This window comes from Sphingomonas aurea, assembly GCF_030678875.1.
GTDB lineage: Bacteria > Pseudomonadota > Alphaproteobacteria > Sphingomonadales > Sphingomonadaceae > Sphingomonas > Sphingomonas aurea.
The window spans coordinates 159,754-178,891 of sequence record NZ_JAUUDS010000003.1 but is presented as its reverse complement, the minus strand read 5'-3'; the positions used below and the strand labels follow the sequence as shown (position 1 = coordinate 178,891).

At 68.7% G+C, this 19,138-nt stretch carries 19 protein-coding genes; 10 read left to right on the top strand and 9 right to left on the bottom strand.

Annotated features, from left to right (window positions below; all coding sequences use genetic code 11):
- Positions 1-133: 133 nt before the first annotated feature.
- A complete protein-coding gene (locus Q5H91_RS08795; protein WP_305173016.1) occupies positions 134-913 on the bottom strand; it encodes a PEPxxWA-CTERM sorting domain-containing protein in 780 nt (259 codons plus the stop codon).
- 221 nt (positions 914-1,134) lie between these two features.
- Between Q5H91_RS08795 and Q5H91_RS08790 the strand changes: the two genes are divergently transcribed.
- The 3 genes from Q5H91_RS08790 (at position 1,135) to Q5H91_RS08780 (ending at position 5,302) form a co-directional block, all read left to right on the top strand.
- On the top strand, positions 1,135-2,565 hold the full coding sequence (locus Q5H91_RS08790) for an amidohydrolase (protein WP_370655249.1): 1,431 nt from the start codon (positions 1,135-1,137) through the stop codon (positions 2,563-2,565).
- Positions 2,562-3,851, top strand: a complete 1,290-nt coding sequence (locus Q5H91_RS08785; RefSeq protein ID WP_305173015.1) for an amidohydrolase family protein — start codon at positions 2,562-2,564, stop codon at positions 3,849-3,851. Before Q5H91_RS08790 ends, Q5H91_RS08785 begins: the two co-directional genes overlap by 4 nt.
- 161 nt (positions 3,852-4,012) lie before the next feature.
- Positions 4,013-5,302 carry a chymotrypsin family serine protease gene (locus tag Q5H91_RS08780; RefSeq protein ID WP_305173014.1) on the top strand — a complete coding sequence of 430 codons (1,290 nt, stop codon included), beginning with the start codon at positions 4,013-4,015 and terminating at the stop codon, positions 5,300-5,302.
- Between the two features lie 179 nt (positions 5,303-5,481).
- On the opposite strand, the gene Q5H91_RS08775 is transcribed toward Q5H91_RS08780, so the two are convergent.
- Together Q5H91_RS08775 and Q5H91_RS08770 are read right to left on the bottom strand one after the other, a co-directional pair.
- Positions 5,482-6,882, bottom strand: coding sequence for a UdgX family uracil-DNA binding protein (locus Q5H91_RS08775; RefSeq protein WP_305173013.1), 1,401 nt, complete (start codon positions 6,880-6,882; stop codon positions 5,482-5,484).
- Positions 6,883-6,985: 103 nt separating this feature from the next.
- Positions 6,986-8,233 carry a putative DNA modification/repair radical SAM protein gene (locus tag Q5H91_RS08770; RefSeq protein ID WP_305173012.1) on the bottom strand — a complete coding sequence of 416 codons (1,248 nt, stop codon included), beginning with the start codon at positions 8,231-8,233 and terminating at the stop codon, positions 6,986-6,988.
- 95 nt (positions 8,234-8,328) lie between these two features.
- On the opposite strand from Q5H91_RS08770, the gene Q5H91_RS08765 reads away from it, so the two are divergent.
- Positions 8,329-9,090 carry a porin family protein gene (locus Q5H91_RS08765; protein WP_305173011.1) on the top strand — a complete coding sequence of 254 codons (762 nt, stop codon included), beginning with the start codon at positions 8,329-8,331 and terminating at the stop codon, positions 9,088-9,090.
- Between the two features lie 57 nt (positions 9,091-9,147).
- Here Q5H91_RS08765 and Q5H91_RS08760 read toward each other — a convergent pair whose 3' ends face one another.
- From Q5H91_RS08760 to Q5H91_RS08750, 3 genes are read right to left on the bottom strand one after another with little or no spacing between them, the layout of a single operon-like run.
- Positions 9,148-9,882: a DsbA family protein gene (locus Q5H91_RS08760; protein WP_305173010.1), complete on the bottom strand. Its 735-nt coding sequence runs from the start codon at positions 9,880-9,882 to the stop codon at positions 9,148-9,150.
- Between the two features lie 20 nt (positions 9,883-9,902).
- A complete protein-coding gene (locus tag Q5H91_RS08755; protein WP_305173009.1) occupies positions 9,903-10,580 on the bottom strand; it encodes a DsbA family protein in 678 nt (225 codons plus the stop codon).
- Positions 10,580-11,134, bottom strand: coding sequence for a DUF721 domain-containing protein (locus tag Q5H91_RS08750; RefSeq protein ID WP_370655248.1), 555 nt, complete (start codon positions 11,132-11,134; stop codon positions 10,580-10,582). Before Q5H91_RS08750 ends, Q5H91_RS08755 begins: the two co-directional genes overlap by 1 nt.
- Before the next feature lie 26 nt (positions 11,135-11,160).
- Between Q5H91_RS08750 and Q5H91_RS08745 the strand changes: the two genes are divergently transcribed.
- From Q5H91_RS08745 to Q5H91_RS08730, 4 genes are all read left to right on the top strand, one after another.
- Positions 11,161-12,213, top strand: coding sequence for an A/G-specific adenine glycosylase (locus tag Q5H91_RS08745; protein ID WP_305173007.1), 1,053 nt, complete (start codon positions 11,161-11,163; stop codon positions 12,211-12,213).
- Positions 12,210-13,556, top strand: coding sequence for a serine hydrolase domain-containing protein (locus tag Q5H91_RS08740; protein WP_305173006.1), 1,347 nt, complete (start codon positions 12,210-12,212; stop codon positions 13,554-13,556). The genes Q5H91_RS08745 and Q5H91_RS08740 overlap by 4 nt, the downstream gene beginning before the upstream one ends.
- On the top strand, positions 13,553-14,425 hold the full coding sequence (gene nudC, locus Q5H91_RS08735) for an NAD(+) diphosphatase (RefSeq protein WP_305173005.1): 873 nt from the start codon (positions 13,553-13,555) through the stop codon (positions 14,423-14,425). The genes Q5H91_RS08740 and nudC overlap by 4 nt, the downstream gene beginning before the upstream one ends.
- Before the next feature lie 85 nt (positions 14,426-14,510).
- A complete protein-coding gene (locus Q5H91_RS08730; protein ID WP_370655252.1) occupies positions 14,511-15,179 on the top strand; it encodes a DUF3800 domain-containing protein in 669 nt (222 codons plus the stop codon).
- A gap of 115 nt (positions 15,180-15,294) precedes the next feature.
- On the opposite strand, the gene Q5H91_RS08725 is transcribed toward Q5H91_RS08730, so the two are convergent.
- Together Q5H91_RS08725 and Q5H91_RS08720 are read right to left on the bottom strand one after the other, a co-directional pair.
- Positions 15,295-15,501, bottom strand: a complete 207-nt coding sequence (locus tag Q5H91_RS08725; protein ID WP_305173003.1) for a hypothetical protein — start codon at positions 15,499-15,501, stop codon at positions 15,295-15,297.
- A 158-nt stretch (positions 15,502-15,659) separates the two neighbouring features.
- Positions 15,660-16,550: a prephenate dehydratase gene (locus tag Q5H91_RS08720; protein WP_305173002.1), complete on the bottom strand. Its 891-nt coding sequence runs from the start codon at positions 16,548-16,550 to the stop codon at positions 15,660-15,662.
- A gap of 118 nt (positions 16,551-16,668) precedes the next feature.
- Between Q5H91_RS08720 and Q5H91_RS08715 the strand changes: the two genes are divergently transcribed.
- Together Q5H91_RS08715 and Q5H91_RS08710 are read left to right on the top strand one after the other, a co-directional pair.
- Positions 16,669-17,370, top strand: coding sequence for a c-type cytochrome (locus Q5H91_RS08715; RefSeq protein ID WP_305173139.1), 702 nt, complete (start codon positions 16,669-16,671; stop codon positions 17,368-17,370).
- Between the two features lie 89 nt (positions 17,371-17,459).
- On the top strand, positions 17,460-17,999 hold the full coding sequence (locus Q5H91_RS08710; RefSeq protein ID WP_305173001.1) for a GAF domain-containing protein: 540 nt from the start codon (positions 17,460-17,462) through the stop codon (positions 17,997-17,999).
- 233 nt (positions 18,000-18,232) lie between these two features.
- On the opposite strand, the gene Q5H91_RS08705 is transcribed toward Q5H91_RS08710, so the two are convergent.
- Entirely contained in the window at positions 18,233-19,108 is an 876-nt protein-coding gene (locus tag Q5H91_RS08705; RefSeq protein ID WP_305173000.1) for an LOG family protein, read from the bottom strand.
- Positions 19,109-19,138: the final 30 nt, after the last annotated feature.

Sequence of the window (19,138 nt, the reverse complement as noted above, 5' to 3'; positions counted from 1 at the left end):
GTTTGTTTCGCACCCTGCTGTCACGCCGGGACAAGCCCGGCATGACGTAGGTAGCACCGTCTGCGTAACGTCCCCACGCGGGTGCGCCGCCGGGCTTGGGACCCGGCGGCGCGTCTCGGAAAGCGATTTGGTGTCAGGCGATGGCTGCCTTGGTGTCGCGACGGCGATAGCGGGCGGTGGCGGCGACCATGCCGAAGCCGACCAGCATCATCGCCCAGGTGGCGGGCTCGGGGACGGCGGCGACCGAGTTCACGGTCAGCGCGGCCAGCTTGAACCCGTCGGTGTTCCAGTCGGGATTGGCCTGCGACGCGCCGATCATCCAGAGATTGCCCGCACCCTTGATGGTGTAGGTCTGCGCGGCGTTGCCGTTGCTCGACACGTTCAGCGTGCCGGCGAACATTTTGCCAAGGCTCGCCTCGCTGATGCCGTTGAGCGACAGCGCCTGGTTCCAGGCGCCGTTCAGCGCGCCCCACTTCACCGTCGAGTCGTTGTCGGCGTCGCTGAAGAAATAGTCGAAATAGCTCGATCCGACGGCATAGGAGTTCAGCGTCGCACTGACCAGGTTCACGGTCTGGCTGAACTGCAGCAGGATGAAGTCGTTCCCGCCCAGGTTGTCGACGGTGTGCGTGTTGTAGTTGCCGCTGTCGGTGGTCGACGTGACGCCGAGGCCGGCGGCGCCGTAGCTGACGAGCTTGGCTGCGCTCACCTTGCCGTCGGCGACGTTCCAGCCGGTGGCGCGGACGTCCAGCGTCTCGGCACCGGTCTTCGCCTGATAGGTAAGCACGTTGCCGTAAGTATTCGACGAGGTGGTCGTGCCGCCATTCATGGTATTGACGGTAAAGCTGGTGGCATAAGCCGGTGCTGCGGCGGCAATGGCGGCAGCGGCGGCGGTGATCGCGAAAATCCTGGTCATTTCTGGTGTCCCCGATTGTTGTATGGCTAACGTTGCTGACGAGAATTGTTCTATTTTCACCGTAGATTTGTCGCAATTAAAGATTTTTCATCCATTTCCCATGCCGATACACAACATGCTTAACGCTCGTCTTTGTTAACTTCCTGCAATCGTTGCGCGGCGGTGGACGCCCCGAAACGGGGCATATAGGCTGGCGACAGAAGCAGATTTCAGGGGGCGGCATGAGGGTGAGGCTATGGATGTCGGCAGCGGTGCTCGCCCTGCTGGCGGGGTGCGCGGCCGATGGCGGCGGCGAGCGGCCGAAATCGGCTTCGTCGAAGGGCGAAAAGGCATCGGCGCTGGGTCGCGACAAGGGCTATGCGCATGATCCCTTCCCCTCGACCTATCACGCCTATCCAGGGGTGCCGACGCTGGTGACCAACGTCACCGTCTATGACGGCGAGGGCGGCCGGATAGAGGGCGGGTCGGTGCTGTTCGCCGATGGCAAGATCGTCGCGGTTGGGCAGACGCTAGAGGCGCCGGCCGGTGCGACGGTGATCGACGGGACGGGCAAGTGGGTGACGCCCGGCATCATCGACATCCACAGCCATCTGGGCGACTATCCCAGCCCCGGCGTCGAGGCGAATTCTGATGGCAACGAGGCGACCGATCCGGTCACCGCAGATGTCTGGGCCGAGCATAGCGTGTGGCCGCAGGATCCCGGCTTCGGCCGGGCGCTGGCCAATGGCGGCGTCACGACGCTGCAGATCCTGCCCGGCTCCGCGAACCTGTTCGGCGGGCGATCGGTGGTGCTGAAGAACGTCTATGCCCGCACGATGCAGGCGATGAAGTTTCCGGGCGCGCCATACGGGCTGAAGATGGCCTGCGGCGAGAATCCGAAGCGCGTCTATGGATCCAAGGGGCGCAAGCCCGCGACGCGGATGGGCAATGTCGCGGTCGACCGCGCGACCTGGGCACGCGCCGCCAGCTACAAGCGGAAATGGGACAAGTATGAGGACGAGGGCGGCGATCCGCCCGAGCGCGACATCGCGATGGATACGCTGCGCGGCGTGCTGTCGGGCGAGATCCGCGTGCAGAACCACTGCTACCGCGCCGACGAGATGGCCATCGTCATGGATATGGCCAAGGAATTCGGGTACAAGGTGACCGCGTTCCACCACGCGGTCGAGGCGTACAAGATCGCCGACCTGCTGAAGCAGAACGACACCTGCGCCGCGGTCTGGGCCGACTGGTACGGGTTCAAGATGGAAAGTTACGACGGGATCAGCGCCAACCTGGCCCTGCTGGAAAAGGCGGGGGCGTGCGCGATGATCCATTCCGACGACGCCAACGGCATCCAGCGGCTGAACCAGGAGGTGGCCAAGGCGCTCGCCTCCGGACGGCGCGCGGGCGTCGACGTGTCGGATGCCGCGGCATGGCGCTGGCTGTCGTACAATCCGGCCAGGGCCTTGGGGATCGCCGATCGGACCGGCAGCCTGAAGCCGGGCAAGATGGCCGACGTGGTGCTGTGGAACGGCAACCCCCTGAGCGTCTATTCGCGGCCCGAGAAGGTGTGGGTGGACGGCGCGATGCTCTACGACGCGCTCGACCCGCGGCGACGGCCGGTGAGCGATTTCGAGCTGGGCCAGCCGGGCGAAGGAGACGTGAAGTGAAGGCGCTCATGCTTCTCTCCGCCGCTCTGGTGGCGGCACCCGTGGCGGCGCAGACGATCGCGATCACCGGCGGCACGGTCGCGATCGGCGACGGGTCGGCGCCGATCCCGGGCGGCACGGTGGTGATCCGCGACGGGCGCGTGGTCGCGGCCGGGCGCGGCGTAGCGGTGCCGGCGGGGGCCGAGACGGTCGATGCTACGGGCAAGTGGGTGACGCCCGGGATTGTCGCGGGGATCGGCAGCCTGGGGCTGGTCGATGTCGGCGGCGTGCAGGAGAGCAACGACTCGGGCGCGCGCAACTCGCCCTTCTCGGCGGCGCTCGACGTCGCGACCGCGATCAACCCCAACAGCGTCATCATCGGCAACGAGCGGGCGGGCGGGGTGACCCGCGCGATCGTGTCGGCCGACGCGCGCGGCTCGATCTTCGCCGGGCAGGGGGCGATCATCGACTTGGGCGACGATGCCGATCCAGTCACCCGCCCGCGCGCCTTCCAGTTCGTCGAGCTGGGCGAGACGGGGGCGGATCGGGCGGGGGGCAGCCGCCCGGCGGCCTATGCGATGCTGTTCGACGCCTTCGCGCAGGCGGAGGATTTCCGGCGGGATCCCAAGGGATTCGACGGGCGCAGCCGCGACGCGCTGCTGAAGCGGGCGGATGCGGAGGCGCTGCTGCCGGTGCTGGACGGGCGGATGCCGCTGGTCGTCCATGTCGAGCGGGCGAGCGATATCCGCCAGGTACTGACCCTGCCGAAACGCTTCCCCAGGCTGAAGCTGATCCTGGCCGGCGCGGCCGAGGGCTGGATGGTCGCGCCCGAGATCGCAGCGGCGCGGGTGCCGGTGATGGCCTCCGCGATCGCCGACCTGCCGGCGTCGTTCGAGCAACTGGCCGCGACAGAGAGCAATGTCGGGCGGCTCCAGCGCGCGGGCGTGACCGTGGGCGTGCTGTTCGACGGCAGCGGCGGCGAGCATGGGCTGGCCCAGTTCGCCGGCAATCTGGTGGCGATCGGCAAGATACCGGGTGCGGCGGGGCTGAGCTGGGGCCAGGCGTTCGCGACGATCACCTCTGGGCCTGCGCGCGTGATGGGCGTGGATGGCGAGATCGGCTCGCTGACCGCCGGGCGACGCGCGGACGTGGTGCTGTGGGACGGCGATCCGCTGGAACTGTCGTCGCTGCCGGTCGCGGTGTGGATCGACGGCAAGCCGCAGCCGACCCGCTCGCGCCAGAACCGGCTGCGCGATCGGTATCTGACGCCGGACGAGGGGGCGCTGCCCAAGGCGTATAGCCGATAGCGCCACCCACCCCCTGGTATGTGTCCCCGGGGAGGCGGGGACCCAGTGACCTTGTGCGCTTAGGGCAAAGGCACTGGGTCTCCGCCTTCGCGGGAGCACGATGTTGGGGGTGGAAGGGCTCGTTCAGCGCGCATATACGCGAGCGGGGCGATAGGGTGCCGGTGTTCCGCCGCCTGATGCTTGCCGCCCTGCTGCTGTTCGCCGCGCCTGCCGCGGCGGCGCCCGTGATCCAGACGCCCGGGGATGCGCTGGCGCAGGATGCCGCCGCCTATGCCGCCCTGCGCTCGCTGCCGCTGGACGAGGCGCTGCGGCGGCTGCGTGCGCAGCAGGAGAGCGTGGCGGCGACCGATGCGCTCGCGGCAGAGTTCCGCGACCGGCTGGCGGGAATTGCGATCGAGCAGGAGCCGTACCGCATCGTCGTGCTCCTGACCGGCATCGATCCGGTGGCGCCGCGGATCGTGCCGGCTGGCGGCATGACGGTGCCGGTGATCTTTCGCACCGGCGCGCTGGCCACGCGCGCCCAGCTGGTCGCGGCGATCGCCACCCATCAGGCGGAGATCCGCGCGGCGCTGCGTCGGCCGCCGGGCATCGGGGTGGATCCGCGGAGCGGACAGCTGGTCGTGATGGCCTCCCCCGCCGATCTTGTCGCCGAGGACGCGGTGGCGCTGGCCGACCGGATGGCGGCGATCGCCGGGGTGCCGGTACGCATCCGCGTGATCGGGCGGCCCGACCTGGAGCCGGAGCAGAACATGGCAGGCGAGGTGATCGGCGGCGCGCGGGTGATCGGGGTCAGCCCGGCGGATGGGAAACGATATGCCTGCACCACCGGCTTCGCGGTGACCGATGGAGTGCGGAACGGCGTGGTGACGGCGGCGCACTGCCCGGACGAGTTGCGCTATGTCGATCCGGCGGCGGGGGATGTGCCGCTGACGTTCGAGGGGCAGTGGGGCTGGGGTTATCAGGACGTGCAGTTGCACACGACCACCGCGGCGGTGGCGCCCCTGATCTATGCCGACACCGCCAAGACGGTGGCGCGGCCGGTGCTGGCGGTCGAACGGCGCGACAGTACGCGCGCAGGCGATGTGGTGTGCCACCGGGGGGAGCGGACCGGATATAGCTGCGCGACAGTCGAGCTGGTCGATTTCGCGCCGGCAGGCGACCTGTGCGGCGGGCCGTGTACGCCCAGTTGGGTGACGGTGGCGGGGCCGACCTGTCAGGCGGGCGACAGCGGCGCGCCGGTGTTCCTGGGGACGACGGCGCTGGGGATCGTGAAGGGCGGCAGCTACCGCGCGGACGGAACTTGCGTGTTCTATTTCTACATGGCGGCGGATTACCTGCCGGTCGGGTGGTCGGTGCTGACGGGGGTACCCGTGGAGAAGCGCTCTATCGGCATCCCGCCGGACGCCGGCACCCAGGGACGCGGTAAGGCTGGCGTCGGCGCGGTACGGTAGCTCTGCGTGACCATGGGTCCCGGCTTTCGCCGGGATGACAGAGTGGATTAGGGCGGTGCTTCCCTCCCCCCGTGCTCCCGCAGAGGCGGGAGCCTAGTGCTCTTTTTGGCTGGAGTCGTGGCTCCTCGAATGCACTGGGTCCCCGCCTTCGCGGGAACACCCATAGGGCGTGGCGAGCATCACCCCAGCGAAGCGTGGGCCAGTTTCAGGTCCTCGACGAAGCGGGCATATTCCTCCTCCGCCTGTACCTTGTCGGGCAGGCGAAGGAGGTAGCTGGGGTGGACGGTGATCCACGCCGCGCCGCCCTCGGGCAGCGGGATCGCGCGGCCGCGCTCGCGGCCGATCGTCATGACGCGGCCGAATAGCGAGCGGGCAGCGGTGGCGCCCAGTGCGACCGTCACCTGCGGGCGGACCAGCATCCGTTCCTGTTCTATCCACCAGCGACAGGCGTCGATCTCGCCGCCGTTCGGCTTGGCGTGGATGCGGCGCTTGCCGCGCTGCTCGTATTTGAAGTGCTTGACCGCATTGGTGACATAGACGCGCGACCGGTCGATCGCGGCGTCGGCCATGGCCCGATCGAACACCTGCCCGGCGGGGCCGACGAACGGATGCCCGGCCAGATCCTCCTGATCGCCGGGTTGCTCGCCGACGAACATCATCGCTGCGTCGACCGGCCCCTCGCCGAACACGGTCTGGGTCGCGGGCTTGTAGAGCGGGCAGCGGGTGCAGCCGGCGGCCTCCTCGCGCAGGGCCTGCCATGCCAACTCGATATTGCCGCCGATCCCGTCATGGGGGGCGGTGCGCGCCTGCTCGATCATGCCGCTCTCCCGTGCCTGTGCGCCGGCGATCAGTTGCGGCACCAACGCGGTTTCGGGCATGTTTTTCCAGTATTTGCGCGGCATCTCCTTCAGCATCGCGCCGATCTTGACGCGGGCGGGGTTGAAGATGCTGGCGTAATAGGTCTTCCACACTTCCTCGGTGGGATCGCCCTCGGGCGCATCGGCCTTCTTGGCGCCGGGGCCTTCCGACAGCATCTGCCCGTCCCAGTGGAGCGACACCTCCGGCGTCAGGATCGACCAGCGCATCGATGCGAAGCGGTTGACGAAGAAGGCGGCGTTGGCGCGGACGATGTGGTGCTCGGGCTCGAACCAGGCGACGAAGCGGGGGGTGCCGCCCTCGTCCACCTCGCGGAAGCGGAGAAAGGCGCGCATCTTGTGGATGTCGCGGCGGACCTGTTTGGCCATCTCGTCGAGCCGGCGGACGAGGCGATCGGCCCGGTCGTCGATCAGCCGCGGCTCGCGACGAAGGCGGTGGAGTGCGGTGTAGAGGAGCGCGAACCGCTCCGGCTCGTGCGACAGGATGACGCTGCGGGCGAGGTCGATAAAGGCGCGGGGGACGGAGAAGGCAGCGGTGGCAGGCGGCGGCGCGTGGGCGTTGTCCTCTCCGGCGAACAGGTCCGTTGGGGTGGGGCCGACCTGCCACACCACGTCTTCGGGCGGCACCTCGGCCGCGGCGAGATCGCGGGCGGCGGCGCGCCACGCGTCGAAATCGTCGGGCTGGGGGATGGTTACGACGCGCATGGCTCGGGTTTCAGCGTTTGGGACCGTGGTTGGTTTCTTCGTGCGGCGGACCGCAGGTTCGATCCGCCTTCGTCATGCCGAGGCGGGCCCGCCCGACAGGACGTCAGGCCGCGAACAGTTCGAGCTGTTCCTTCTTCGGCGCGACCAGCGGTTTCAGTTCGGCGCGATCCGTCAGCATGACCGGGCGCCAGTCATCGGTGACGATGAAGGGGCGCAGCTTCGCGATCGACACGGTAAGGCGCGCGACGTCGTCGAGGCGCAGGCGACGCCAGCGGCGGCTGGTGAGGATAGCGCCCACCGCCTTGACGCCCAGTCCCGGAATGCGAAGCAACATCTCGCGCGGGGCGCGGTTGATGTCGACGGGGAAGCGGTCACGAAACTTCAGCGCCCAGGCGAGCTTGGGATCGATGTCGAGCGGCAGCATGCCCGTTGCCTCGTCGGCGGCGGCGACGACTTCGTGTGGCTGAAAGTCGTAGAAGCGCATCAGCCAGTCCGACTGGTAGAGCCGGTGCTCGCGCATCAGTGGCGGTCGTTGCAGCGGCAGGACGGCGCTGGCGTCCGGAATGGGGCTGAACGCGGAATAGTAGACGCGGCGCAGGCCGAAGCGATCGTAGAGGGTCGACGCCTTGCGGACGATGTCGCCGTCGGTCGCAGCATCGGCGCCGACGATCATCTGGGTCGACTGGCCTGCGGGAGCGAAGCGAGGGGCGGACTTGTACTTCTTCGTCGCGTCGCGATTGTCGGCGATCGAGGATTTCACATCGGCCATGGCGCCCTCGATCCGGGTACCGTCCTTTTCGGGGGCGAGGCGCTTCAGGCCGCCGGCGGTGGGCAGTTCGACATTGATCGAGATCCGGTCGGCGTAGAGCCCGGCAAGGCGAACCAGTTCCGGATCGGCATCGGGGATGGTCTTGAGGTGAATATAGCCGCGGAAATGATGATCCTCGCGCAAGGAGCGTGCGACCTCGACCAGCTGTTCCATCGTATAGTCCGACGAGCGGATAATACCCGAGGAGAGGAACAGCCCCTCGATATAGTTGCGCTTGTAGAAGGCGATGGTGAGGTTCACCACCTCCTGCGCGGTAAAGCGGGCGCGGCGGACGTTCGAACTCTTACGATTGATGCAGTAATGGCAATCGAAGATGCAGCTGTTCGTCAGCAGGATCTTCAGCAGCGAAATGCAGCGGCCGTCGGGAGCATAGGCGTGGCAGATGCCCATCCCCTCGGTCGAGCCCAGCCCCTTGCCGTCACGCGAGTTGCGCTTCTGCGTGCCCGACGAGGCGCATGAGGCGTCGTATTTCGCCGCGTCCGCTAGGATCGCCAGCTTCTCGCGAGTGTCGAGTTGCGCCATCCCGTTCGATATACGTTCCCGTGCCATCGCCAGCAAGGCCGGGAACGTCCGGCAGCGACGATGCTTGTGACCTGGATCAACGGGGACGTGAAATCATGGGTTTACGAATGGGGGCGGCACTCGCCGCCATGGCGATGACGGGCGGCATGACGACGGCGCCGGGTGCGGAGGCGCAGACCTTCGTCGACCTGTTCGCCGGGCGCTCCTTTCCCGAGCGCACCGCCGCGACGATCATCGCCGACGAGGCGCGCGTGAACGGGGCGATCGTGCCCGCGCAGCTGCGGGTCGATGTCGAGCGGCTGGAGCCGACCCGGTCCACCATCTACGGCGCGCGCGTCGGCCACTGGTTCGGCGCGTTCGGCGTCGCGTTCGATGCAGCGACCCTCGATCCGGACGTGAAGCGCCAGACCATTCGCGCCACCGCAAACCTGCGGTTCGACGAACGGGTGTTCGGCGAGGAGGTGGTGATCGATCCCGGGCGGCTGGTATCGGTGGACATTCCGCGCGTGACGGTGCCGACCACGGCGACGCTGTCGGCGCTGGCGATGCTACGCATCCCGCGCGACGGGCTGGAGCCCTATGCGTTCGCGGGGCCGGCCTACCTCATCACCGACAGCGACATGAGCGGCGATTGGGGGCTGCGCGTGGGCGGCGGCGTCAAGCTGATGCTGACGCGGTCGATCGGGGTGTTCGGCGAGTATCGCTATACGAGCGTGGCGGCCGACGCGGTGGCCGGACGGATCGGCGGCACGGTGAGCGGCGACCGCGGCAGCATCAGCGGGACGACCGGCGACATCCGGGTCAACCTGGACGTGCGCAACCACAGCGCGGTCGGCGGGGTACGCTTCGCCTTCTGACGCGCGACCTCGCCGCACCGCTTCCCCCGAACGGAAAGTCGGTGCGGCGAGGCGAGCTTACGCCCCGGCGCGCTTCAGGGCGGTCTCGAGCTGGGGCCAGGTGACGACGCCGGGCGCGGTATCGCCGTTGATGATGAAGGTGGGGGTACCGGTCACGGTGCCATTGGCGGTGGCGGTTTCGGTCGGCTTGGTGATCGCCTCCAGCTTCTTGCCGTCGGCCAGGCAGGCGCGCGCCTTCGCCTCCGGGATGCCGCGCTGCTTGATGAACTCGACCGCGCCGATCTTGTCGGCAAGGGTCGCCACCGCCTGGGCCGGCGCCTGCGACTGGAGCGCCTGCTGGGTGGCGGGGTCGAGGGCCTGGAGCTTGTCGAGGAAGGTCGACTGGACGGCGTAGGTCTGTTCCAGGATCGGGAAGAAGGTGGCGGGATTGTCGCCGCAGGTGCCGAGCAGCGCCAGCGCGATGTCGGGGGCGCCGTGGACCATATAGTCGCGGAATTCGAAGCTGACCTTGCCGGACGCGACGTAGTTGCTGGTCAGCGGCTGGAACCCCTCGCGCGCGAAGGCGCCGCAGACGGGGCAGGTGCGCGAGCCATATTCGACCAGCTTGATGGCGGCATTGGGGTTGCCCATGCGATAGCCCTCTTCGGTCTTCGTCACCGTCTCGGTCCAGTTCTGGCCGGCCGGGGCGGGGACCGCGGCGACGGGGGCGGCGGGGCTGCTGCTGTTGCCATCGCCGCTGCCCGAGCAGGCGGCGAGCAGGATCGCGGCGGAAAGGGGGAGGACGTGCTTCATGCGAATGGCTCCTGAGGGAATCAGCGGGCGCCGGCGGCGGCGAGCGCGGGCTGGAGCTGCGCCCAGGTGCCCTGCGGCTGCAACTTGCCGTTGAGGAAGAAGGTAGGAGTGCCGGTGACCTCTGCCGGTACGGTTGCGCTCAGCGCCAGCAGCTTGTCGATCGCGGCCTGGTCGGCGAAGCAGGCGGCGACCTGCGGCTCGGTCAGCCCATGCGCCTTGCCGATTGCGGTCAGGCCGGTGCCGTCGGCGACCTGGCGCAACGCGGCGGCGCGGGGGAGCTTGTCGAGCCGCTCGCCATTGGCCTGGAGGAAGGTGTTGGCCTGCGTCATCCACTTCTCCTGCTGCGCGAAGACGGCAAGGTTGGTGGCGGCAAAGCCACGCGCGCCGGTGCAGCGCACCACGATCGCGGCGGCGAGGTCGACGGGATCGCGGACCAGGTGCCGCACCTCGAGGCTGGTCGAGCCGGAGCGGATCATCCGGTCCTTCAGCACCGGTGCCGATTCGGTGGCGAAGTGGCCGCAGTGCGGGCAGGTATAGCTGGCCCATTCGACCAGCTTTACCTTCGCCGCGGGACTGCCGAGGACATAGGCGCCGTCAGGCTTCATCGTCGCGACCGCCGACCAGTCGCGCGGCGGCGCGGCCGTGGTCAGGGTCGGGGCGAGGAGGAGCAGGGCGAGCAAGCCGAATTTCAGACGCATCAGGATACCTTGGGAAGCCCGCGGGTCGCCGCGACGCCCGCGGCCAGCGATTCCAGCACCGCCCGCAGTTCCGGGTCGGCGATCGATTTCAGGCCCTCGCCCATTTCCTCGGGCACGGCACGGATGCCCGCGGGCGCGCGGCGGATCGCACCGGCGGTGGCGGCAATCTCGCCCTGGCGGATCTGGATGCGGGCGACGGCGGTGTAGCCGAAGAAGCGGTTCACCCGCTCGACGATCTCCGGCACGACGTGCTGGATCATCACCGCATAGGCGCCGTGGACGGTCAGGGTCAGCGTGCCGTCCGCCTTCTGACCCACGGGGAAGCGGATCGATTCGGGGGCGGAGGCGCGCGCCAGCTTCTCGCCGACGATCTCCGGCCAGCGGCTGACCAGCGCGGACTGCACGAAGCCGAAACGCCGGAATGCGGCGCCGCCGATCGCCGGCAGCAGCTCCGACACGGCGCGCGCGCGGTTGGAGCGCACCGGCTCGGCTGGTGGCTTGGCGCGCGGGGCGGGGCGCCTGATCGTGGGGGTGGCGCCGTCGCGCTTGCTCATGCCGGTCCCCATGCCATAGCGGGCGGGTGGACGCCAAGCGATCTTCCATCGGTGCCGAACTGCTCGCCTGGTACGACGCGCATGGGCGGGTGCTGCCCTGGCGGGCGCGGCCGGGCGAGACGGCCGATCCGTACCGCGTGTGGCTGTCGGAGGTGATGCTGCAGCAGACCACCGTCGCGGCGGTGCGACCCCGGTTCGAGAACTGGGTCGCGCGCTGGCCGGACGTGGCCAGCCTGGCGGCGGCGGACGAGGGCGAGGTGATGGCCGCCTGGGCGGGGCTGGGTTACTATGCCCGGGCGCGCAACCTGGTGAAGGCGGCGCGCGCGGTCGTTGATGACCATCGCGGCGCATTTCCAACGACCGAGGCGGAGTTGCGGGCGCTGCCGGGGCTGGGGGCGTACACGGCGGCCGCGGTGGCGGCGATCGCGTTCGGTGAGCGGGCGGTGGTGGTCGACGCCAATGTCGAGCGGGTGGTGGCGCGGCTGTTCGCCATCGACGCACCGCTGCCGGGCGCCCGCGGGGCGATCCGGGCGGCGGCGGATTCGATCACGCCGACACTGCGGGCCGGGGACTTCGCACAGGCGATGATGGATCTGGGGGCGACGATATGCTCGCCGAAGCGGCCCCGCTGCCTGCTGTGTCCGTTGCGGGAGGAGTGTCGCGGCTTCGCGGAGGGAGAGCCGGAGCGGCTGCCCGTGAAGGCGAAGAAGAAGGCGCGACCGGCGCGGTTCGGGACGGTGTTCTGGCTGGAGGGGGACGGTCCCGGCATGACGGGTTCGGTGTGGCTCGTCCGCCGCCCGCCCAAGGGCCTGCTCGGCGGGATGCGGGCGCTGCCGACCGGGTCGTGGAGCGAAGAGCCGCCGCTGCTCGCCGACGCACCCGCCGCCACCGACTGGCGCGTCCTGCCCGTCACGGTGGCGCACGGCTTCACCCATTTCGACCTGACGCTATCCCTTGCGATCGGGCGCGGAACGCCGCAGGGCGAGGGGGAGTGGTGGCCGGTCGCCGATGTCGAATCGGCGGGGTTGCCGACGCTGTTCGCCAAGGCCGTTCGGGCCATATTGGAGAGTGACCGATGAAGACGCTCGCTGCCGCACCGCTGATCCTGTCGCTCCTCGCCGCGCCGCTGGTGGCGCAGGCGCCGCAGCCGCAACCACGTCCGGCCGCTCAGGCCCCGACGGCCGTGGCATATCTGCCGCACACGCAGGCGCTGTTCGATGGGTATGTCCGCGACGGCAAGATGCCGGGGATCGTCGGGGCGTTCGGCGTGGGCGACGCGCCGACGCTGTTCCCGGCGGCGGGCCGTATCTCCGACGATCGGGGCGCGGCGGCGGCGGGACCCGACAGCCTGTGGCGGGTCTATTCGATGACCAAGCCGATCACCGGCATGGCGGCGATGATCATGATCGAGGATGGCAGGCTGAAGCTGGACCAGCCGATCAGCGACTTCTTTCCGGGCTTTGCCAAGATGCGGGTGCTGACCAGCCCCGATACCAGCCTCGATTCGGTGCCGGCGAAGACGGCGATCACGGTGCGCCATCTGCTGACCCATACCGCTGGTCTGGGCTATACGATCGTGACCAAGGGGCCGCTGCTGAAGGAATATGAGCGGCTCGGCCTGGTACCCGCCACCGTCAATGCCGAGGTCGAGGCAAAGGCGCGCGCCACCCGGCCGGCGACGCTCGCCGCCTTTGCCGAGCGGGTCGCGACCATGCCGCTGATCGCCGAGCCGGGGACGAAGTGGAGCTACTCGATCGGGCTCGACGTGCTGGCCGCGGTGATCGAGAAGGCGAGCGGTATGCCGTTCGAGCGCTTCGTCCAGACACGGCTGTTCGACCCCTTGAAGATGCGGTCGAGCTACTGGACGGTGCCGGCGTCGGCGGCTGGGCGGCTGGCGACCAACTATGCCTTCACCCTCGGTTCGCGCGCGCCGCTCGATCCGGGCGCGACCTCGGTGTGGCTGCAGCCGCCGAGCTTTCCCTATGGCGGCGCCGGGCTGGTGATGTCGGCGCGCGACTACGACCGGTTTCTGCACATGCTGTTGGACGAGGGGACGCTGGACGGCGTGCGGGTGATGAAGCCGGAAACGGTGCGGCTGGGCATGTCGAACCTGCTGCCCGATGGCGTGACCTTCGGCGAGGTCGGCGGCGGCACCGGTGGCACGCAGGCGGCGGCGCCGATGGGATTCGGCGCGGGCGGATCGGTCTACCTCGCCGACGGACCGGGCGGGTTTCCGGGCAAGGGCACCTATGGCTGGGGCGGCGCGGCGGGGACGATCGCCTGGGTCGACCCGGTCAAGAAGGTGCGTGGCACGGTGATGGTCAACTATTTCCCGGCCGACCAGTATCCGCTGCGCCGCGACGTCACCGCCGCGCTGATGCAGGATGCGATGCGGCTGCACGGGACGACGTCGCCCCGATGAGTGGGACGACGATCGGGTTCACCGGCGGGCGGCTCGACCGGGCGGACCGGTTGCGGCACGATCCCGAGGCGCTGGCGGCGGCGCTGTCGGGGGCGCGGATGCTGCTGCTCGACGGACTGACGCCGCAGGTGACCGGCGAGGGGCTGCTCGCCTGGGGCGATTATGCCGATGCGCCGCCGGGGGCGGAGCCGGTGCTGCTGGGGATGGACGGCGGGCGGGCGCATGTCGCGGCGCTGCTGCCGGCGAGCGGTCGGGGTGACGTGCCGGCCATCCGCAGCCCGGCGCTGATGGCGGTCCTGTCCGGGTTGCAGCCGGGCGAGGCGGCGACCTATGCGGCGGCGCGGAGTTTGCTCGACTGGCATGCGCGCCACGGCTTCTGCGCCAATTGCGGGCAGGCGACCGCCCCGTTCCGGGCGGGCTGGGGACGGCGCTGCGCGGCGTGCGGCACCGAGCATTTCCCGCGCGTCGACCCGGTCGTCATCATGATCGCCGAGCATGACGGCCGCGCGCTGCTCGGCCGCGGCAAGGGCTGGCCGGAGGGCCGCTACTCGGCACTCGCCGGCTTCGTCGAGCCGGCCGAGGCGATCGAGGAAGCCGTGGCGCGCGAGATCGCCGAGGAGGCGGGGGTGCACGTCACGGGCGTGCGCTACATCGCCAGCCAGCCTTGGCCGTTCCCGTCGCAACTGATGATCGCCTGCATCGCCACCGCCGACAGCGACACGCTGACGGTGGATACGAACGAGCTGGAGGACGCGATGTGGGTAACGCGCGACGAGGTCCGCGCCGTGCTGGCCGGTGAGCCGGGGCCGTTCCTGGCGCCACCGCCCTATGCGATCGCGCGGACGTTGCTGGGCGTGTGGGCGGGGTAAGCCGATCGATAAGCGAGGGTTTGATAAAGGAGTTCGGTGACTTCATCGTCTTTGCGGATGAGAGTGGCACCATGGCCTTGTCTCGATCGACCCCCAATTTCCTGTCTTCGCGCTCGTATTCTGCGTCTTCGAGAAGGTCGCCTATGCTGCCGAGATCGAGCCCGCATTTCGACGGCTGAAGTTTAAGTATTTCGGGCATGACGCGGCGATTCTCCATGAACGAGATATTCGCAAGCAGGCGCCCCCCTTCGCCTTTCTGCGGCAGGATGCCGCACTGCGCGAGGCGTTCATGGCAGACTTGAACGCAATCGTGGCGGGCGCGCGATTTCATGCGTATTGCGCGGTCATCGATAAGGTGAGGCACAAGGCGCGGTACGCCGATCCTTGGAACCCGTACGAGATCGCCATGCATTTCTGCATGGAGAAGTTGAGCGACCGGCTGGTGGCCGATGGTCAATGCGAACGCCTGACCCATGTTCTGTTCGAGGCGCGTGGACGGGAGGAGGATCGACAGCTGGAATTGGAGTTTCGTCGCGTGGCGTCGAACGACAAGCGGTGGGGTTGGCGATCCGTCGACTTCGGGCGGACACCGCTGGAGCCGCTGTTCGTTTCCAAGGCAGCGAATCTGGCGGGTCATCAACTCAGCGACCTGATCGCACGCCCCTTGGCGTTGCGCGCGATTAGGCCCGATCAGCCGAACCGCGCCCATGATGTCATTGCCGATCGCATCTGCGCGTTTAAGATTTTCCCCTGATCGGGAACGCCGCATAAACGAAAGGGCTCCGGTTATCCGAAGCCCTGACGTCGACCGGGAAAGCCCAATCCTTGTCGCAGACATAGGTCTGACAGGCGTCTTGCGCAAGGTGCTCCTAGCGGTCGCGCGTCGTCACCTTCGCGGGGTCTGTCGCCGGCGCCTTGCCCGCAGCCGGCTTGCACACCCGCACCTTCGGCTGGCACGCGATGCCGAGGGTGGAGCACACCCGCTTACCCCTCACCTCGGTGCAGGCGCGGCAGGGTTGCTTTACCGTCGTGCAGATCGGCGGCGCGGTGAGGAGAAGGGCGAGGAGGGTCAGCATGGGCTTGCCCCCGATGTCCTACACCCGCCCCCACCTGTTATGCCACCCGCATGCCGATCATCCGCCGCGCCACCCGAACCGCTCCGACCGGCGCGTGGCAGCGTCGGAACCGGACACGCGAGCGGGTACGTAGTGTCCGGTTCCACCGCGGTGACCGGTCACCCCCGTGCCCGCGCCTGCCGGTACGTTCCGAGCAGGCGGACCCATTTCGAATGGAACCCCAGTTCCTCCACCGCCCGGTCGAAGCCGGGGTCGCCGGTCTTACCCTCGACATCGGCGTAGAATTCGGTCGCGGCGAAGCTGCCGCCGCGCTGGTAGCTTTCCAGCTTGGTCATGTTGACGCCATTGGTCGCGAAGCCACCCATCGCCTTGTAGAGCGCGGCGGGTATGTTCTTCACCTCGAAGATCAGCGTCGTCATCCACGGACCCTCGCCGACCGCCGGACGGCTGCCGCGCGCCAGCGTGACGAAGCGGGTCATGTTGTGGTCGGCGTCGGCGATGTCGGTCGCGAGCAGGTCCAGGCCATAGAGCGCGGCGGCGCCGGGTGGAGCGAGGGCGGCGATCGCGGGGTCGGCGAGTTCGGCGACCATCGCGGCGGCGCCGGCGGTGTCGGGATAGGTGACCGGCTCGATTCCGTGCGCGCGCAGCCAGTGGCGGCACTGGCCGAGCGCCTGGGGGTGGCTCATCGCCTGGCGGATTTCAGACACCGGACCCCGGCCGATCAGCGCGTGGCGGATCGGCAGGAAATGCTCGCCGGTGATGGCCAGCCCCGATTCGGGAAGCAGGAAATGCATGTCGGCGACGCGGCCGTGGAGCGAATTTTCGATCGGGATCACCGCACAGTCGGCCCGCCCGTCCTTCACCGCGTCGATCGCGTCGACGAAGTCGAAACACGGGAGCGGCAGGCCGTCCGGAAACGCCTCACGCGCGGCGACGTGGCTGTTGGCGCCGGGCGCACCCTGAAAGGCGACGGCGCGCTGCGGCTCGGCGGCGGCGGCGGCGGTCATCTCGGCGACCAGGGTTTGCGCGGGGGCGGCGAAGTTCTGCATGGCCCTGCGCCTGTGGACGGCCGATCCGGAACGATCAAGCGCGGCTTGCGGTTGGCTCCACGCTTTCCTAAGGGACGGCAAAGCATTCCGGCGCAATCCGGGCATACTGGGGCAAATGATGGACCTGAAGACCAACACGATCGCCGGATGGGCGCTGGGCGCGGGGATGGTGGCGCTGGGCTCGGCGATCGTCGGCACCATGATCTTCGACGGGCACCGGCCCGAGAAGATGGGCTATCCGATCGAGGGCGTCGAGGAAGAGGGCGCCGGCGGCGGCGCGGCCGAAGTGCCGATCGCCTCGCTGCTCGGTACCGCGGACCCGGCCAAGGGCGCCGAGGTGTTCAAGAAGTGCGCGGCCTGCCACACGATCAACCAGGGCGGCGCCAATGGCATCGGCCCGAACCTGTACGGGACGCTGGGCGAGGCGATCGCGCAGGGCAAGGCGGGCTTTGCCTTCTCCGACGCGCTGAAGGCGGTCGGCGGCACCTGGACGTTCGACGCGATGAACGCCTGGCTGACCTCGCCGCGCAAGTTCGCCAACGGCACCAAGATGACCTTCGCCGGCCTGTCCAATCCGCAGGACCGCGCGAACGTGATCGCCTATATCAACAGCCAGGGCTCGAACCTGCCGCTGCCCGCCGCCCCGGCTGCTGGCGAGGCGCCCGCGGCCGATGCCGGCGGCAATGTCGCAGCGGCGGCCAATGCGGTCGATGCGGACAACAAGGCCGAGACGGGCGACATCGCCAACACCGGCACCCCGGCCAGCGGCGCGCCCTCGGTCGATCCGGAAGCACAGCGCAAGGGCGCCCGGACCGAATGATCCAGACCGGATCGGCAAAAGTCATATTTTACTTTTTGTTAACCGATCGAGAATAGGTCCGTATTCCAGACCGATAGAGGCTGGGACGGATGGTAGAGACGCTGCGATTAGCGACGCTGAAAAGCTACGGCGTCCTTGATACCCCGGCAGAGGCCGCTTTCGATGCGATCGCATTCGAAGCGGCCCGCGCCCTCCACGTTCCCAGTGCGGTCGTGTCGTTCATCGACGAGGACCGCCAGTGGTACAAGGCGCGCTTCGGCGTCGAGGCCAGCTTCGTCCCGCGCGCCATCTCGTTCTGCACGCACATCCTGGACAGCGACGACGTGACCGTGGTCGCCGACACGCGCAAGGATGCGCGCTTCCTGGCCAATCCCTTCGTGATCGGCGAGCCGCATATCCGCTTCTATGCCGCCGCGCCGATCAAGGCACTGAACCGCCAGCGGGTAGGGACGGTGTGCGTGTTCGATACCGAGCCGCGCAGCGGCACCAGCGACCGCGAGCGGCGGCACCTGTCGGCACTGGCGGCGCGGACCGTGGAGTTGCTGGAGCAGCGCCGCTGGGCGGAGCGCAGCCGTGCGGCAGCGATGGCGGCACCTAGGGCTGCCGTGGTGGCGCAAGTGGGGCGCTGAAATGAGGTTGGTTGCGGGCGCGGAAACACCGAGGTGTTCCGCGCGGGGTAACCAGTCCTCTGCGTCGACGATTTCAGGGCGAGGGCTGCCGCGCGGGATCAGCCGGTGATCGTACGCGGTCTAGCTCCCGGACAAGGCGGCAGAACGCGGGGCCGGGAAGGCACCTTCTCGCGGGCCGGCCCACCAAACCCCTCCCGTGTCCTGGGAGGGGAGCAGAAGACCATGAACCGGGCTCAGCCGTCCTGCTTGGCGCGGTCGTCGTAGAAGGCGCGGACGACGTCCCACGCTTCCTCGGCGGTTTCGACATAGGTGAAGATGCCGAGATCGCGCTCGGACACCACGCCCTCTTCGACCAGCGCCTCGAAATTGACGACCTTCTCCCAGAACTCGCGGCCGAACAGCAGCACCGGGATCGGCGCGATCTTGCCGGTCTGGATCAGGGTGAGGAGCTCGAACAGCTCGTCGAACGTGCCGAACCCGCCCGGAAACGCCGCCAGCGCGCGGGCGTGGAGGAGGAAGTGCATCTTGCGCAGCGCGAAATAGTGGAACTGCAGCGACAAAGACGGGGTGACATAGGGATTGGGCGCCTGCTCGTGCGGCAGGACGATGTTCAGCCCGACCGATTCGGCGCCGACATCGTGCGCGCCGCGATTGGCCGCCTCCATGATCGACGGGCCGCCGCCGGAGCAGACGACGAACTGGCGATTGCCCTCGTGATCGCGCGGCAGGCGGCTGGTGATGCGGGCAAGCTCGCGGGCGACCTCGTAATATTTGCTCTTGGCGACCAGCCGCTCGGCGATGCGGCGGGACGTGTCGTCGCTGGCCATCTCGAGGAGCGCATGCGCCTTCTCGGGCTCTGGAATGCGGGCCGAGCCGTAGAAGACGAAGGTGGAGGCGATCTTCGCTTCGCTCAGCGTCAGCTGCGCCTTCAGCAGCTCCAGCTGGAAACGGACCGGGCGCAGGTCCTCGCGCAGCAGGAAGTCCATGTCCTGGAACGCCATCTTGTAGGCCGGGCTCTCGGTCTGGGGGGTGGAGATAACGGTCTTGGCGCTCTCGGCGTCCTGGCTGGCGCGGGGAAAGACGCGGGCGGGTACTCGGGTATCAGTCATCCGAGGGAGTTAGAGCAAGTTTCCGTGACA